The sequence below is a fragment of the Gracilimonas amylolytica genome, assembly GCF_002911695.1.
Lineage (GTDB): Bacteria > Bacteroidota > Rhodothermia > Balneolales > Balneolaceae > Gracilimonas > Gracilimonas amylolytica.
In genome coordinates this window covers 324,907-340,639 of the sequence record NZ_PQBS01000040.1, presented here as the reverse complement: position 1 = coordinate 340,639, position 15,733 = coordinate 324,907, and the positions used below count along the sequence as shown (strand labels likewise).

Annotated in this window: 15 protein-coding genes and 1 tRNA gene; 5 read left to right on the top strand and 11 right to left on the bottom strand. The window is 44.1% G+C overall.

Features of this window, described 5'->3' with window-relative positions:
* Positions 1-8: 8 nt before the first annotated feature.
* Both tig and C3B73_RS13685 read right to left on the bottom strand, forming a co-directional pair.
* Positions 9-1,304 carry a trigger factor gene (tig, locus tag C3B73_RS13690; protein WP_103666162.1) on the bottom strand — a complete coding sequence of 432 codons (1,296 nt, stop codon included), beginning with the start codon at positions 1,302-1,304 and terminating at the stop codon, positions 9-11.
* Between the two features lie 66 nt (positions 1,305-1,370).
* Positions 1,371-1,454 (bottom strand) — tRNA-Leu (locus C3B73_RS13685).
* A gap of 138 nt (positions 1,455-1,592) precedes the next feature.
* On the opposite strand from C3B73_RS13685, the gene cutA reads away from it, so the two are divergent.
* Together cutA and C3B73_RS13675 are read left to right on the top strand one after the other, a co-directional pair.
* On the top strand, positions 1,593-1,934 hold the full coding sequence (gene cutA / locus C3B73_RS13680; protein ID WP_232803237.1) for a divalent-cation tolerance protein CutA: 342 nt from the start codon (positions 1,593-1,595) through the stop codon (positions 1,932-1,934).
* Between the two features lie 4 nt (positions 1,935-1,938).
* The gene (locus tag C3B73_RS13675) at positions 1,939-2,703 is read left to right on the top strand and encodes an enoyl-CoA hydratase/isomerase family protein (RefSeq protein WP_232803235.1); all 765 of its coding nucleotides are present in this window, start codon (positions 1,939-1,941) and stop codon (positions 2,701-2,703) included.
* A gap of 44 nt (positions 2,704-2,747) precedes the next feature.
* Here C3B73_RS13675 and C3B73_RS13670 read toward each other — a convergent pair whose 3' ends face one another.
* The 5 genes from C3B73_RS13670 to C3B73_RS13650 form a co-directional block, all read right to left on the bottom strand.
* On the bottom strand, positions 2,748-3,884 hold the full coding sequence (locus tag C3B73_RS13670; protein ID WP_103666159.1) for a DUF2911 domain-containing protein: 1,137 nt from the start codon (positions 3,882-3,884) through the stop codon (positions 2,748-2,750).
* 92 nt (positions 3,885-3,976) lie between these two features.
* Positions 3,977-4,612, bottom strand: coding sequence for a DsbA family oxidoreductase (locus C3B73_RS13665; RefSeq protein ID WP_103666158.1), 636 nt, complete (start codon positions 4,610-4,612; stop codon positions 3,977-3,979).
* A gap of 127 nt (positions 4,613-4,739) precedes the next feature.
* Positions 4,740-6,566, bottom strand: a complete 1,827-nt coding sequence (locus C3B73_RS13660) for a PAS domain-containing sensor histidine kinase (protein WP_103666157.1) — start codon at positions 6,564-6,566, stop codon at positions 4,740-4,742.
* Between the two features lie 110 nt (positions 6,567-6,676).
* Complete coding sequence (locus tag C3B73_RS13655; protein ID WP_103666156.1) at positions 6,677-8,329, bottom strand: M28 family peptidase; 1,653 nt, start codon at positions 8,327-8,329, stop codon at positions 6,677-6,679.
* A 120-nt stretch (positions 8,330-8,449) separates the two neighbouring features.
* Positions 8,450-9,532 (bottom strand): Kelch repeat-containing protein, encoded by a 1,083-nt coding sequence (locus C3B73_RS13650; protein ID WP_103666155.1) that lies wholly within the window; start codon positions 9,530-9,532, stop codon positions 8,450-8,452.
* Between the two features lie 115 nt (positions 9,533-9,647).
* Here C3B73_RS13650 and C3B73_RS13645 point away from each other — a divergent pair, with 115 nt between their 5' ends.
* The 3 genes from C3B73_RS13645 to C3B73_RS13635 are packed head-to-tail and all read left to right on the top strand — an operon-like array spanning position 9,648 to position 12,836.
* Complete coding sequence (locus tag C3B73_RS13645; protein ID WP_103666154.1) at positions 9,648-10,472, top strand: SDR family oxidoreductase; 825 nt, start codon at positions 9,648-9,650, stop codon at positions 10,470-10,472.
* The gene (locus tag C3B73_RS13640; protein WP_103666153.1) at positions 10,469-11,836 is read left to right on the top strand and encodes an aldehyde dehydrogenase; all 1,368 of its coding nucleotides are present in this window, start codon (positions 10,469-10,471) and stop codon (positions 11,834-11,836) included. The genes C3B73_RS13645 and C3B73_RS13640 overlap by 4 nt, the downstream gene beginning before the upstream one ends.
* A 1-nt stretch (position 11,837) precedes the next feature.
* Positions 11,838-12,836, top strand: coding sequence for a YhdH/YhfP family quinone oxidoreductase (locus tag C3B73_RS13635; RefSeq protein WP_103666152.1), 999 nt, complete (start codon positions 11,838-11,840; stop codon positions 12,834-12,836).
* A 98-nt stretch (positions 12,837-12,934) separates the two neighbouring features.
* On the opposite strand, the gene C3B73_RS13630 is transcribed toward C3B73_RS13635, so the two are convergent.
* From C3B73_RS13630 to C3B73_RS13615, 4 genes are all read right to left on the bottom strand, one after another.
* The gene (locus C3B73_RS13630) at positions 12,935-13,333 is read right to left on the bottom strand and encodes a response regulator (protein ID WP_103666151.1); all 399 of its coding nucleotides are present in this window, start codon (positions 13,331-13,333) and stop codon (positions 12,935-12,937) included.
* 153 nt (positions 13,334-13,486) lie between these two features.
* The gene (locus C3B73_RS13625; protein WP_103666150.1) at positions 13,487-14,230 is read right to left on the bottom strand and encodes a helical backbone metal receptor; all 744 of its coding nucleotides are present in this window, start codon (positions 14,228-14,230) and stop codon (positions 13,487-13,489) included.
* The gene (locus tag C3B73_RS13620; RefSeq protein WP_103666149.1) at positions 14,223-15,077 is read right to left on the bottom strand and encodes a fructosamine kinase family protein; all 855 of its coding nucleotides are present in this window, start codon (positions 15,075-15,077) and stop codon (positions 14,223-14,225) included. Before C3B73_RS13620 ends, C3B73_RS13625 begins: the two co-directional genes overlap by 8 nt.
* Before the next feature lie 3 nt (positions 15,078-15,080).
* Entirely contained in the window at positions 15,081-15,581 is a 501-nt protein-coding gene (locus C3B73_RS13615; protein WP_103666148.1) for a low molecular weight protein-tyrosine-phosphatase, read from the bottom strand.
* Positions 15,582-15,733 lie beyond the last annotated feature (152 nt).

Below are 15,733 nucleotides of genomic sequence, written 5' to 3'. Positions count from 1 at the left end.
TGTATAGGTTATTTATTCTTCTTGTCTTTCTTTTCCTGCTGCTCGCGATATTCGTCTTTGCCCATTTCGTTGATCTTCACCTTGTCCTGCAAGATATCAAATACTTTGTTTTCCCGAATACTGCTGCGCAGTTGCTCAAGCATTTGCGGCTGCTGTGCATAATATTGCTTCAGCTGATCGGCAGGCATGCCATAACGGGCTGCTTCCATAGCTAAATGCTCGTCGATATCTTCGGGTTTTATTTCGATATCTTCAAATGTTTCTTGCAGTTTTTGACTGATGAATGACCATTTGGCTTCACGAACGGCACGGTCTTTCATGCCGGCTTTGTACTGTTCCGCATCAAAGTGCTCCGGAAGCTGACCGCCTTGCTGTTGTTTCAGCTGGTCAACATAGGAACCCTGGATCTGAGCCACAAAGGTTTCAGGAACTTCGAATTCATGTGCCTCAACAAGTGCATCGGCCACATCATTCTTGAAAAGGTCCTCTGCAGTCTGATCGTAGTATTCCTGCATACGGCTTTTGATATAGCTCTTGAACTGCTCTTCATCTTCCGCTTCACCGTTACTCTGGCTCTCGATCAGCTCATCGTTGAGCTCAGCCTTGTTCAGCTTTTGAACTTTCTTAATGGTTACGCGGAACCGATCTTTTTCGTCTCCCCCTCCCAGCTCCATTTCAACAACATCACCGGGTTTTTTGCCGGAGAGTTCTTTTCTGAAATCTTCTGCCCCATCCTGACGCAAGTCGATCTCCTGACCTTCATCCATATCGCCTTCAACGGGATTTCCGTCTGCATCAAGGGTCTGAACATCAACTATGACCTTGGAGTCGTCGGTGGCGGCTTCTTCTACATCTTCCCAGTTTCCTTCACGCTCAAGGGTACGCTCAATTTCTTCAGCAACCTCGTCGTCTGAAACATCGTGAACCATTTTGTTCACTTTGATCTTGGAAAGATCCGAGATCTCGATCTCAGGCTTGGAACCGATCTTGAATTTCACTTCAAGCTCATCGTTTTCCCAGGAGAAGTCCAGCATCTCAGTTTCCCCGATAGGTTCGTACTCAGGTACCACTTCTTTCTCAAAGATCTTCTGAACAATGTTACTGATCTCTTCTTGTTCGATCTCGTTGCCAAAACGCTTTTTGATCATCCCCATTGGGACTTTACCGGGACGAAAACCGGGCAGCTGAATTTGGGCTTTGTACTTTTTATAGGCTTTGTCGAAATCTTCCTGAAGGTCTTCTCTTTTTGCTTTCAGGGTTACTTCTTTATCGACAGATGTGAGCTCTTCTACAGAAATATCCACGTGATCTCCGCTTTATTTATTTTATTCAGTAAATGAACAGGATTTCAATTAAAATTAGGAAGGAAGTACGAGAGGGGGGACTCGAACCCCCACATCGGTTAAGATACTAGATCCTAAATCTAGCGCGTCTACCAATTCCGCCACTCTCGCAAAATTCAGAGCTTGCAAAGATAAGACTTTCATATTCTGAATTCAAACTAATTGTGAATAAAGTAGATGTGAGTGGCATGTGTTTTCGGGAAAAAAGAAGTGGAATTTGGGATTCGAATGTTGGAATTTTAGATTATTATGTATAGAAATCTCCGCTTGCTTTACGTTACCACATCCGACAAGAAAGAAGCCCGAAAGATCGGCCGTACATTGGTTGAGGAAAATTTGGCTGCCTGCGTGAATATTATAGATGGAATGAACTCCATCTATAAATGGGAAGGTGAGATCCAGGAAGATGCTGAGTGTATCCTCATCGTAAAAACCCATTACTCCCGTGTCCGAAAAGTGACAAGGATGATCAAGGAAATGCACAGCTATGAAGTACCCTGCGTGATCTCTCTCACTATTACTGAAGATGAAGGGAATGAGGAATACCTGGACTGGCTGGAAAATAACTCCAAACAACCCTTCAAGCTTTAGATCATTGGAAACACCTGTTCTGACCAAAACACACATCTCTGAACATATTTTATGGGCTAAGATCAACCGGCCGGAAGCCCGGAATGCTATCGACTTTGATGTGATGCATGAGCTTGAGGGTTTGGTCGGAGAGCTTGAAGTGAATAATGAGATCCGGGTCTTTATTCTCAGTGGAGAGGGGTCGGAGTCATTTGTCTCGGGGGGTGACCTAAAGAAATTCCATTCTATAAAATCAAAAGAAGATGCGGTTGCCAAATCCCGGCGCATGCAAAATTTGTTGTTAAGGATCGAGCAGCTTCCCTGCTGGACGGCAGCTTGTGTTAATGGTGATGCCTACGGTGGGGGCATAGAGCTGATGCTGGCTTTTGACTTCCGCCTTGCAGTTCCTTCAGCAAAATTTGGTTTTACTCAGGGAAGATTTTATCTGGTTCCCGGTTGGGGAGGGCTAACCCGGCTTATTGAAAAAGTAGGGCGATCCAAAGCCCTCGAATGGTTGGGTAAATCCGTGATCACCGATGCAAAGAATGTGTTAGAGCATGGATTGATAGAACAGGTGTTGCCGGGTGAAGATACTGAAGACGAAGTTTTGAGTTGGGTCGAAAAGCTTACCAAAAACGACCGGACATTCATAAAAACCATCAAGGCTGGGGCAGAGCGGTTATCGCTTAACCGTAAGGAAGCATTAGAAGCTGAAATAGAGCCTTTTTCAGAACTTTGGGTTGATGAACAGCATATCTCCCGTGTTGACACATTTATGAACCGAAAATAAAAAAGGCGCCGTTAAGCGCCTTTATCTGTAAATATCTGATCGGTTTAGTTCATCGATAAGTTGACGTAATACACGGTATTACCCCAGATAAGGTTTAATCTTCCGCCATCATCCGTTTCTTCAACCGTAATGGTGAAGGCTTCCGTCATATTATCGGTTTGTTCAACCTGCATCGGCACTCGACCAAAGTCCTGTTCTTCATCATAGGAGTTTCCATTTTGTCCGGTTTCGCTGTTGATGATCATTGTGCCTCCATCTTCTTCCGGTATGGTAAAGATCGTGTATTCTCCGGCCGGGATGTCAAGATCACCGATCTTAATATCTTCCGAAGTATAAAAATGTGTAGCACGGTTAGCTCCGGTTCTCCAGAGTTCACCATAGGGAACAATGCCGCCGAATAATTCACGGCCTCGTTTTTGAGGTGAACCGTAGTCCACTCGGAAATTGGCATCGCCAATGGAATATTCTGCACTTACGGCTCCGGATAGTTCCCCAATGGGGTTTTGGGCGTAACGGGTTGCAAGGGCATTCATATCAACGGCATCAACCCGGTTGACCTTAAGTTTACGAGTGGTAAGTCCGGCATCCAGGTGCTTAATATTTCCTTCAGTATCCACATTCACTCCCATGACTCCACGGAAAGGGTGCCGGATAGTCATGGAATCCCCTTCAATATCAGCGATGATGAAATTGGAAATTCTGTTGCCACTGAGTAACGGTTGATTCACGGTGTCCTGACCGGCAGCAACAGCTGAATTAAAAGCGAGCTCAAATGGCCAGTGAACCATATCTATAAAAGGCAGCACCCCTTCTTCGTAAGGAGCCATGTAAGAGCGGGTTTCATTTTCACCAAATATTTCAACACTCAGGCTGTCGCCTTGCCTGACGATAGATTGGGTAAGAGCACCTTCCCCTGAAAATCCAACAGCAGGAGGATAGTCGGTTCGTTGCATTTGGGAGATCCCACCGGCTTCATCCAGTTCAAGGGAATATTTTGAAAATCGGGTTTCGGGGCTTCGCAGAATCACCGTTGCGGCCATGCCTGATTCTGTCTTCAGGAATTGTTCAACAGCAAGGGTGTCATCGCCCAGTTTAGTAACAAAATAACTCTCGTTACTGCCCTGCGAACTGCAGGCGGCAAAAAGAGATGTGATCAATAACGCAAAAATAAGATTTCGCATAATGTGTCAGTTGGTTGTTGAGGTTAAGTTGAAAATCTATTTCAAAATATCATTAAACCCAAAAAAGGGGACTTAAATGTTGTTAAATGTACTTATGACTCCTGTTCAATTTTTGTCAGAGCGTTCACAAAAACATCTACCGGTTGGGCTCCAGATAGGCCATATTTATTGTTGATCAAAAAGAAGGGAACGCCCTGAACTCCGATCTTGTGAGCCTGTTCAATATCCTGCACAACTTCCTCGGTATATTGTTTTTCATTCAGTGCGGTTAGGATTTCGTCCCTATTCAAACCTACATCATAACCTAATCGGGCTAACTCATCAGGATCAGCAACGTTAACTCCTTCTGTGAAGTAAGCTTTAAGTAAACGCTCCTTCATTTCATGTTGAAGTCCTTTGTTTTTAGCTAAATGAATGACCCGGTGAGCGTTGAACGTGTTGACGGGTTTTACGTCATCCATGTTAAATTTGAGCCCTGCTTGCTCGGCCTTCTGTGTCATGTTTTTGTTCATCTGAATGGCCCAGTTCCGATCCTTGCCATATTTGGTGGCAAGGGTGTCATAGATATCGGCTGTGGGTTCTTTGGGGGCATTAGGATCAAGTTCAAAGCTTTTCCACGTTACGTTAACCTGCAGGGAATCGGGTAACTCCTTCAATGCCTTTTCAAAATGTGCTTTACCTATGTAGCAAAATGGACAGGCCACATCCGACCAGATATCAATATTCATCGCATTTATTGCTTTTGGGTTCAGTACCTATAACCCATTCTGCCGCAGTGAAGTTCAAAAAGGCAGGTGAATATCAGTTGTCATTAATTATGAGTAAAAGACGAAAAAAACGTTTGAATGGATAGGATCAATTGAGGCGAATGTTAAAGGTAGTTCCTCCACCCGGAGTGCTTTTCGCGTTGATCTCCCCACCCATACTTTCTATCTGATTTTTGGTGATGTAAAGACCGATGCCTTTCGAGTTGTCATTTCCGTGAAAGGTTTTGTACATGCCAAAGAGTTGTTTGCCATGTTTATCCAGGTCGATTCCCAGGCCGTTATCCTTTACGATGAGATGGATATGTTCATCTTTTCGATGGGCCTTGACCTTAACCTGAGGAGTTCTGTCAGGGTGCCTGTATTTTATGGCATTGGAGAACAGATTATGAAGAATGCTTTCCAGGTAGGCCGGATTGTATTCTAAGTTAAGGTCTTCAGGAATATCAACATTGAAGGTAGCCTGATTAGCACGAATTTCGGTAGTAAGAACCTGCAGGACTTTTTCAGTAAACTGTTTGAGATTAACATCTCTTTCTACTTTTTGATCTTTGTACTGTTGATCAATGATCTCGTTCAGATCCTGAATGGTTTCGTTAAGCCGGTCGGATGCGATCTTAAGCTGTTTCAAATTGTCGGACCTCTCCTCTTCGGAATCATCGAGTGAAATGAGCTCAAGGATCATGGAAATGCTACCGGCATGATTTCTGAGATTGTGTGATACAATATGGGTAAAATTCGTCAACCGCTGATTCTGTTGACTGATGATATCGAGAGTTTTATTGAGCTCAAGTTCTCGCTCCTTCTGTTCTGTGATATCCATAACAATGGTCAGGGCAGCCAGTTGCCCGGTTTCTACAAGTTGAAATGGTACCTTGATGGCTTGATACCACGTTGTATTCCCAAATTCATCAACCTCAGAATCTTCAGGAATGAAAACAGACTCTTTTTGATCAATGACATAACGGTCTGTTTTGGAAAACGATTCAGCGGTTTCCTCACTTACATCCGGAAGGTCAAAATCAGTTTTTCCAATGATCTCAGTTTTCGGGAGGTTATGAAAATCTGCTTTGGCCTTATTGACGATCACATATTTGCCATCTTCATCTTTAACAAAAAGCATATTTGGGTCGGTGTCAAAAACCGCAACAAGCTGATTTCTCAGCCGTTCATTTTGTTTTTGAGCCCTTTTCTGATCGGTAATTTCGGTTGAAACCCCGTAGGTGCCGATGATGATACCGTCACTGTTATAAAGCGGAAGCTTACTGGTTGAGGTCCATGTGGTTCGCATATCTTCATTCAGGTAAACCTCCTTCTCCGTTTTATGAATGATGGGTTTGCCTGTTTTTATGATCGACTGCTCATCTTCAAAAGCTTGCTGTGCATGGGACAGATTAAAGAAATCGAAATCTGTTTTACCAATGGCCTCAGAGGGGTCATCGATACCAAACTTATCGGCACAGGCTTTGTTAATGGCAATGAACCGACTTTCCAGGTCCTTGAAGAACACACTATCCGGCAGGCTGTCCATCAATTGTTGATAGAACTCAGGATTATTAGGCATCTGCAGGGATGACTCTTTGCCCCGGGATAATGACCTAACCTCACCAATGGCATAGTATTCTGACGCTGACGATGAACCAAATACTTCGCCGGTCCAGTGAAGGGAAAAGCTGCGAACCGGATCAGTCAGCTGATGATTGGATGATGCAGAAAAAACGGGAGTATCCGACCTATGCATAGCCTTATGAAGGAGTTCCTTGACCCGATCCAGATCCGTGTTGGTAAACAGACTTTTGGCTTTATCTGCATTGAAAAAATGCTCAGGATACCTTTCTGAAAGGCTTTCCCAAAATGATGAACCAAGTACAAATTGTTCTTCCTGAATATTCCACTTCCAGTAAGAATGTGTTAGCATATCAGAGACAATAACGTGATGGTATTTAAAGGTGTGCTGTTAAGTAGAGTATTAACCTGTATCTTTACAGGCGTTTACAATATAACAAACTGCACTGTAATTACCACCGATCACTCAATTCGCTCAAGCATTCGCAGTCTGGTGGCTTCAAATTCGTCACCGGATCTCCAGGTCTGAAGATCTTCGGCATTCAGGGCCCTGAAGCCGGTCAGGAAGAACAGACGGGTGTCAACTTCTGCCCCGGCTAAGTCCCAGTATTCATTGATCTCATCATTAACGGTGTGGTAGTTGGCATCCGACAGGCTGTCAACGGTAGCCAGATAGTTATCCGGTTTGCCTATAAACTCACGTCCCGGATTCGGGAAGATGGCAGGGATCCCAATTTTTGCGAGGTTAAAATGGTCGGACCGGTAAAAGTATCCGCGGTCGGGGTGTTGGTCAGGTTTAACGGTTCGCCCTTGTTTTTGAGCTTCTTCAACCAACAGGTCACTAAATGAAGAGCGGCCATGACCTACAATAACCACATCCTTGGTTTGCCCATATACGTTCATGCCATCAAGATTGATATTGGCAGTCACTTTGCCCGGCTCAACGGTTGGGTTTTCGGCCCAGTACTGAGAACCTAACAGTCCCACTTCTTCAGCTCCGACCACAACCGCCAGAACACTTCGCTTGATCTCGGTTTGAATGGACTTGTAAGCCTCCATCATTTCGAGCAGTGCGCTCACTCCGGCGGCATTGTCGGAAGCCCCGTTGTTGATAGAATCCGCTTCTATAGGCGCGGTGATGCCAAGGTGATCGTGGTGTGCTGTCAGTACCAGGTACTCATCATTAAGCTCTTCATCACTTCCTTTGATCTCTGCGATCACGTTTTTACCCATGATCTCGCGATAATCAGCTTCCATGCTTACATTCATTCGAACACCATTCAGCGAAACCGGCTCGAAATCGGTACTGTTGGCAGCTTCCATAAGTTCATTGAGATTCAGTCCGGCTTCTTCAAATAATAACTGCGAAGCCTGATAGGTCATCCAACCGTTAAATTTGGTGGGTGATGAAGAGGCATTACCCTCACCCTTTAAATAAAATCGTTCACGGCTCCAGCCATTTGAAACCACATTCCAGCCGTATCCGGCTGTTTCATTGGTATGAATGATAATGGCGCCCAAAGCTCCCATCTCTTTGGCTTTTTCGTATTTGTAATCGTAGCGGCCGTAGTAGAGGCGGGTCTCCCCGTCAAAGAGCTCGGGGTCATGCTCAGGGTCATTGTTTTTCACAACAATGATCTTGCCTTCTACATCCACTCCTTTAAAATCGTCCCAGTTTTCTTCAGGGGCCTGTATACCGTATCCCACAAATACCAGCTCTGCATTTTGTACATCAATTTCCTCAGACTGATTTGCAGGCCAGGCCATGAATTCGTCAAAGTATTCCACACTGAACGGCGTTCTTCCATTGGTAGAAACAGACATTTGAACGTTTGAGGTCTGCTGACCCAACAGCGGGAATTCCTGCACAAAGCTCCCGTTTTCGGCTCCCGGTGTGGCACCCATTTTTTCAAACTCATTGACCAGGTAATCTACGGTCATCTGCTCCCCCTCGGTTCCGGTAGAACGGCCTAAGAATTCATCTGAAGACAGTGTTTCAACATGTCTTAACAAAGAATCTTTGTTAATGGAATTGGCTGCTTTTTGTTCAGGGGCGTTTGAACAGCCAAAAGCCAATAAAGTGATCAAAATGACGAATAGAGGAGTAGATTTCATGGGATGAAAGTAAGTTTGAGTTCTTGGTATCTCTGTGAAGATAATGTACAAAATAAAAAAAGCGAAAGACGGGTAGGTCTTTCGCTTAAATTCAGTGTGAATTTCTAAGATAGGGAAAGATCAGTTAGCCGAAGAAAGCTCAATGGAAAATTTCTGAACCTTATCGGTTACAGACTGACCTTCAGTCATTCCACCTATGATATAGTATTCACCATTGGCTTTACCCATGCCCCGGTGATCCATAGTTGGTGTTGGCTGCGCACCCAAGATGACCCATTCCTGAGTATCAAGTCGATATCCGAACACTTCGGTTTGTGGGTTGGCAGGACGTAAATTGTATCCAATTCCGTTGTAGTTGTAAGGGTTGGATGTTCCTCCTACAAATACGATCATTTCAACGGGAGAGCTTACGCCCATAGCTGCCATGCGGTAGCGGGCTTCTCCGGGATGTGTTGGAATGCGTGACCAGTTTATGGTTGTATGGTCTTCCGCATCGATCTCACCTTTAATGCTACCCGGTGACATTTTAAATAATCGCTCGCCATCATCCACGATTGCCTGAACGCCATCAGAAAGTACCATGGTGTTGCCTACCATTCCGCCGGCATGGCCAAATACGGGAGGTCCCGGGTAAGGAGTGGCATGTTCCCAGGAGTTAGTTTCAGTGTCATAAACCTGCACATTGGATACGTTGTTGGTGTAGTTCCAGCCACTTACGAGGTAAATGTAACGATCCTGATAAACCAGTGATACAGCATCTTCAACCGGGAGCAGCATATCAGCCACCCGTTCATAAGAATTTGCTACAGGATTGTATTTAAATACTTCGGAGGTAGAAGCCTCGGCACTGTCTTCATCAACCGTATAACCGCCAAAAATGTAAATGTTGCCGTTCACGGTTTCGGCTGTGCTTCCAAGTCTTCCGATCTTATCAGGTACGCCGGGAATCTCTTCCCAGATATTTTCATTGGCATTATAGCGTGCTGCGAAATCACTCACATCGCTGTATGTTTTACCTTTTTCCAATCCGGAAAATGAATAGATATAAGGAACGCCATCAACTGTTGCAGAAGCGATGGCATTGTTGGAAATTTCAATAGGCAGTGGTGCTGCCTCTTCCCATTCAAGGGTTGCTTGTTTGGGAGCCTGCTGACAGGATACTGCCAGAATTGCGAGGGTGAATAGTGTTAATATTTTTTTCATTTGTATAATTTGTGGACTTATTGCCTGATTTTTGATTACCCTGAACACCTTATGTAACCGAAAAATTCGCGTTCAGAAATTGTTTATTTTCCAATCCTAAATATAAGTTTTTTATATGTCTTCTTTTGAAAATAAAATAGTTTTAATAACCGGTGGTGTCAGTGGAATTGGGTTAATGATGGGGCAAAAAGCACTTAGCCAAGGTGCAGAAAAATTAATAATTTGGGATGTGAATAAAGAGGCTATGAAAGCGGTGTCTGATCAGCTTATATCCAGGGGATATAAAGTTTTTACTGAGTTGATCGATGTCAGTGATCATGCCGGTGTTCTAAAAGCAGCAGAAAAAACCCTAAAGGAACATGGCAGGGTTGATATGCTCTTCAATAATGCCGGAATTGTAGCGGGAAAAGAATTTACCGAGCACTCCATGGAAAGCATTAAAAAAACGATGGATGTAAATAGCCTGGGTTTGATGTATATGGCAAAAGCCTTTTTGCCGGCTATGATAGAAAATGGATTCGGACATATTATCAATATTGCTTCAGCTGCAGGACTAACTCCCAATCCCGGTATGACAGTTTATGCAGGCAGTAAGTGGGCTGCTGTCGGTTGGTCAGAATCCCTCAATCTTGAGATGGAAAAGAACGGGTATCCAGTTAAGGTGTTGACGGTGATGCCCAGCTATATCAATACCGGAATGTTTGAAGGAGTAACAGCCCCTTTCTTAATGCCGCTACTGGATCCGGATAAGATCACCGATAAGATCCTTAGTGCTGTAGAAAAGAATAAAGACAGACTCAGGGAGCCATTCATGGTAAAACTGACTCCCTTCATAAAGGGGATCTTACCGGCAAAAGCTTATAATTTTGTAGCCGGAAAATTGATTGGGGTTTATCGTTCTATGGATACGTTTAAGGGCAGAGGATCGGATCATATATGAGTGCAAAGGAATTGCTTGAAAAGCACAGAACTTACTTCAGGTCCGGCGCTACAAGGCCACTCTCGTTCAGGATACATCAGCTTGAGACTCTAAAAAAGATCCTGGTTGAACATGAAGAGGAATTGGTTTCTGCGGTTTACAAAGATTTCAAGAAGCCGGAGATGGAAACCTATGCCACTGAACTTGGCATCCTTCATGATGAGATCTCCTACACTATTCGAAAATTAAGAAATTGGATAAAACCCAAACGGGTGTCCGGTACACTGATCAATTTCCCATCCTCAAACTATACGGTGGCTGAGCCCTATGGAGCTGTACTGATCATTGCTCCCTGGAACTACCCCATTCAGTTGGCTTTGCTGCCCATGGTGGGAGCCATAGCGGCTGGAAATACCGTAGTTATCAAACCCTCTGAATTATCCTCGAATACTTCCTCAGTTCTAAAAAAGATCATAGATGCCTGGTTCAAGGAAGAATTTGTCACGATGGTTGAAGGAGGTGTGGAAGTCAATAAGGATCTGCTGGATCAGGATTTCGACTATATATTCTTTACCGGCAGCACCCGGGTTGGGAAGATCGTGATGGAAGCTGCTTCCAAACACCTCACTCCTGTTACTCTTGAGTTGGGTGGGAAAAGTCCCTGTATTGTTGACGGCACAGCAAAGATCAAAACAGCCGCTAAACGAATTGCCTGGGGTAAGTTTTTAAACGCGGGACAAACCTGCGTGGCCCCCGATTATGTGTTAGTTCACAGCAGTGTGAAAGATGAGTTCTTGCAGGAGCTTAAGAACGCTGTAAAGGGTTTTTACGGCGTGAACCCGAAGCTAAGCCCGAATTATGCAAGGATCATCAATGGTGATCATTTTGAAAGGCTGTGTTCCTATCTGGAAGATGGTGAGGTGTATTCAGGTGGACGGTTTGACGCCGATGAATGCTATCTGGAGCCAACCATTCTTAGCAGCGTAAAACGTGAAAGCCGGGTGATGGAAGAGGAGATCTTTGGTCCCATTCTGCCGGTCATGGAATTCAACAGTATAGCAGATGCCATTCATCTCGTAAATGCTAAACCAAAGCCACTGGCACTATACCTATTCACCGAAAATTCCACTACAGAAAGGCTTGTTCTAAAGGAATGTTCATTTGGAGGAGGAGCCGTGAACGATGTGGTGGCACATCTGGGAAATCGATACCTGCCGTTTGGAGGGGTTGGTAACAGTGGTATGGGTGTATATCATGGCAAATCAAGTTTTGATACCTTTTCGCACACCAAGAGTATCATGCGAAAGCCAACATGGCTGGATATCCCCTTTCGGTATGCTCCATACAAAGGAAAATTAAAATGGATAAAGAAGATTCTGAATTGATATGAGTACAAAGACATTCAAAGCATTTTATGTTGAGGAAACGGAAGAAGGAAGTTTTAAATCTGAGGTTCAGCAGGTTCCATTCTCATTCCTGCCAAAGAATGAGGTTTTGATCCGGGTAAGGTATTCCTCTTTAAATTATAAGGATGCCTTGTCTGCTTCGGGTAACAAAGGGGTTACAAGAACCTACCCGCACATTCCGGGAATAGATGCTTCGGGCATCGTTCAGGAAGATAGATCAGGTACGTTTAGTGAGGGAGATGAGGTGATCGTGACAGGACGTGATCTTGGTTCCAATACCTCAGGCGGATTTGGAGAGTACATATCAGTTCCGGCAGACTGGGTGGTGAAACTACCGGAAGGCCTTACGCTTGAAACAGCTATGTTTTTTGGTACGGCAGGATTTACCGCCATGTATGGCGTGAAGCGACTGCAGCGCGAACAGATCGATCCGGAAGGGGGCAGGGTTTTGGTAACGGGTGCAACCGGTGGGGTTGGTTCGCTGGCCGTATTTTTCCTGGCTGAACTGGGTTATGATGTTGTGGCTGCCACCGGCAAGATGAATGAGGAATCATTTCTGAAGTTGCTGGGAGCTAAAGAAGTGATCAACCGGGAGCAGGTGACCAATGTGGGTAACAGTTTAATGCTGAGCCGAAAGTGGAACGGAGCCATAGAAGCGGTGGGAGGCGAAATGCTGGATGCAGTTATTCGGCAAACCAATCATGATGGAGCCGTGGCCTGCTGCGGAAACATTCTTGGCCATGAATTGAATACCAACATTTACCCATTCATTTTGAGAGGAGTGAGTTTGCTCGGTATCGACTCAGCGATCTGCAAAATGCCTATGCGACTCAAGATCTGGGATAGCATCTCAAAGATCGATGTGTCCAAACTTCCTAACCGGTTCATCACTACCGTTCATCTGGAAGGATTGAAGGATGAGGTGGAGAGGATCCTGAAAGGCGGACAAGTAGGAAGAGTCGTTGTGATCCACGATTAAAAAAATAGAAAAGCCCACTTCCATAGGAAGCGGGCTTGGATAATCACAAAGCGGCGGTCAAACCACTTTGTGGGAGTTATGGGTATTTAAAAAGTTCTTTATGCAGCGTTTTGGGCTACAGATACCATTTCAGAAGCTTTGTTAAGCGGGATCGATAGCTCCTGAACCGTCACCGGTTTCAGAAGAAAATCCACATAGTCTGTGGTTTGGGCATTTTTAAGCACCGAAGGTGAACGATCACCGGATAAGAATATCACAGGGAGATCCATAAACCGTTCCCGGATCTTTTTCACGGTTTGAATACCGTTCAGCTGTCCGGCAAGTTGAACATCAATAAGCAGGATCTCAGGATTCAGCTCCTGGATCTTCTCGAGGGTTTCTTCACCGCTTACAGCTTTGCCGATCACATCATACCCAAGGCGTTCCACCATCTTCTGTTCCACAACAGATAAAAGCGGGTCGTCCTCAACAATCATGACTTTTTTGAATGATCCCATAACAAGCCTTTAGTATTAAGATTTTCTAATGTTAATATATTAGAGTTTTTTAATAAAAGCAATGGAGAGATAGAAAATGTTTATCCAATATTTGGATAAGTTATTTAGTAACAGGAATAAGTAAGAGGTATAAAAGAATAGAATTGACAGGAGTTAGAGATCGGTACTCCATGCATTGAGAGATTCAAAAGATGAGATCATTCTCGAGCCATACCAGCTAAACCATTCACCATCGACCAATTCTATTCTGGAGTTTGGGCAGTGTGTTTTGATCTCCTTGATGTGCTTTTCTTTGAATGGATACGGCTCGCTGCTTAAGAGGATCAGTTCAGGGGAAAGGTTAGAGAGCTCCTCAAGAGTTGTGGTGGGATATCTTAATTGATCGCCATAGATATTGATCAGGCCATATTTTTTCATCACATCGTGGATGTAAGTATCGCTACCCACTGTCATCCATGGGTCTTTCCAGATAAAGTAAGCGGTTTGGGTGGCCTTCGATCCGGGCTTTTGTTGAAGTACCCGATTGATCTTCGTGATGAGTTTTTGAGCCTGTTTTGCCGTACCTGTTTTGCGCCCGATCCGATCGATCTCAAATAGGGCTTCCTCTACGGTGTTTATCTCAGTAAGTAATGTGTCGGCATGTTTTTCAAGGTTTGAAATATCCTCTTTCCGGTTTTCCTCCTTATTTGCAACAATGAGATCCGGTTCAAACCCAATGATCTTTTCAATGTTCGGATTCTTGGTGCCTCCAACGATCTCGATATCTTTAACTGATTTTTTGGGGTGAATGCAAAACCGGGTTCTGCCGATCAGCTGATCTTCAAGTCCCAGATCGATGAGCAATTCAGTTAAACTCGGAACCAATGATATTATCCGTTTATATGGGCGTTTAGGCATAATGTCGGATTATTTGTTCGGCCTGACGGGCATAACTCCCGCCAAACAAATTGGCATGAACAAGAACGGGATATAGATTACAAAGCTTAATTCGGTCTTCAAATCCATCTTCCAGAGGATATTCGTCACTGTAACCTTTGTAAAAGTCAGCTGAAAATCCGCCAAATAAACGCGTCATGCTTAGATCCATTTCTCTGTGACCGTAATAAACTGCGGGATCATAGATCGAGGCGTTTCCATTCTCGTCAAACAGGTAGTTTCCACTCCAGAGATCTCCATGTAATAGAGCCGGTTTTTCGGTGGGGAAAATGTGACCTAGTTTTGCATACAGTTTTTGAACTGTTCTAAAAAGTGACCGGTCGATCTTGCCACTTTCAATGGCCATTTGGATCTGAGGCTCTATGCGCTCAATGGCGAAGAAATCTGCCCAGTTAGAGTGCCTTGAGTTGGATTGAGGCAGCCGGCCAATGAAGTTATCATGGTCAAGCCCAAAGAATTCAGTCGTGTGTTTATGTAAAAGGGCTAACTGCCTGCCAAAATCATGATCTGATTGGTCGTTTTTGGAACCTTGCTGTATCCATTCAAGAACAAGGTAATGTTCTGTTGATCTCAAAACTTTAGGAATACGAAGGTCAGTGTTGGCTTCAAAAAGTAGCTTCAATCCTTTTGCTTCTTTAGCAAACATGGAGGGATTGGCTGAAAGGTTCCATTTTATGAAATAGGTATCTCCATGGCCTGATCGGAATTTCCCGCCCTGGTTGATATCTCCCCCATGAACCCTTGAGAAATCAAGGATATCCGAATTAAAAAAAAACCGAATGTCATTAGCAATGGATTCAGGTAACACGGCTCAGTCCTCAATGTATTCAATGAGTTCGCTAAGCAGTTGTTCTGAACTTCTTTCCAGTACCCTAAACACATTCTCAAATCCATCCATGCCACCATAATAGGGATCAGGTACATCCTTCATATCCGGGTGGGGATCGAATTCTCTCATCATTTTTACTTTATCCTCATATTTACCTTTAGTATCAAGGTTAAGAATGTTACGATAGTTTTCAGAATCCATGGCCAGGATGAGGTCAAATTCTTCGAGGTCGGCGTACTCAAATTTCCGTGCTTTTGAAGGCAGGTGAATGCCATATTTATTGGCCGTAGCCTGACTTTTACTATTCGCAGATTCCCCTACATGATAGGCTGCTGTTCCGGCTGAGTCGATGTAGAAATAATTCTCGTAGCCTTCCTCTTTTACTTTATGTATAAATATGCCCTCAGCGGTCGGGCTTCTGCAGATATTGCCCAGGCAAACAAACACAAGTTTATAGGGATCTTCTTGGGTGATTGGTCTCATTATTTATAAAAATTGGGTTGTTTTTGAATAGTGCTCAAAACTTAAGGGTTATAAAATTAGCAGTCATATTTAATAAGGGAATCTGCGTTTAGATGAGTTCCGGATTTTTTTCATGGAAGTAACTACAAGCTTTTCAATCATATTTTGTATAT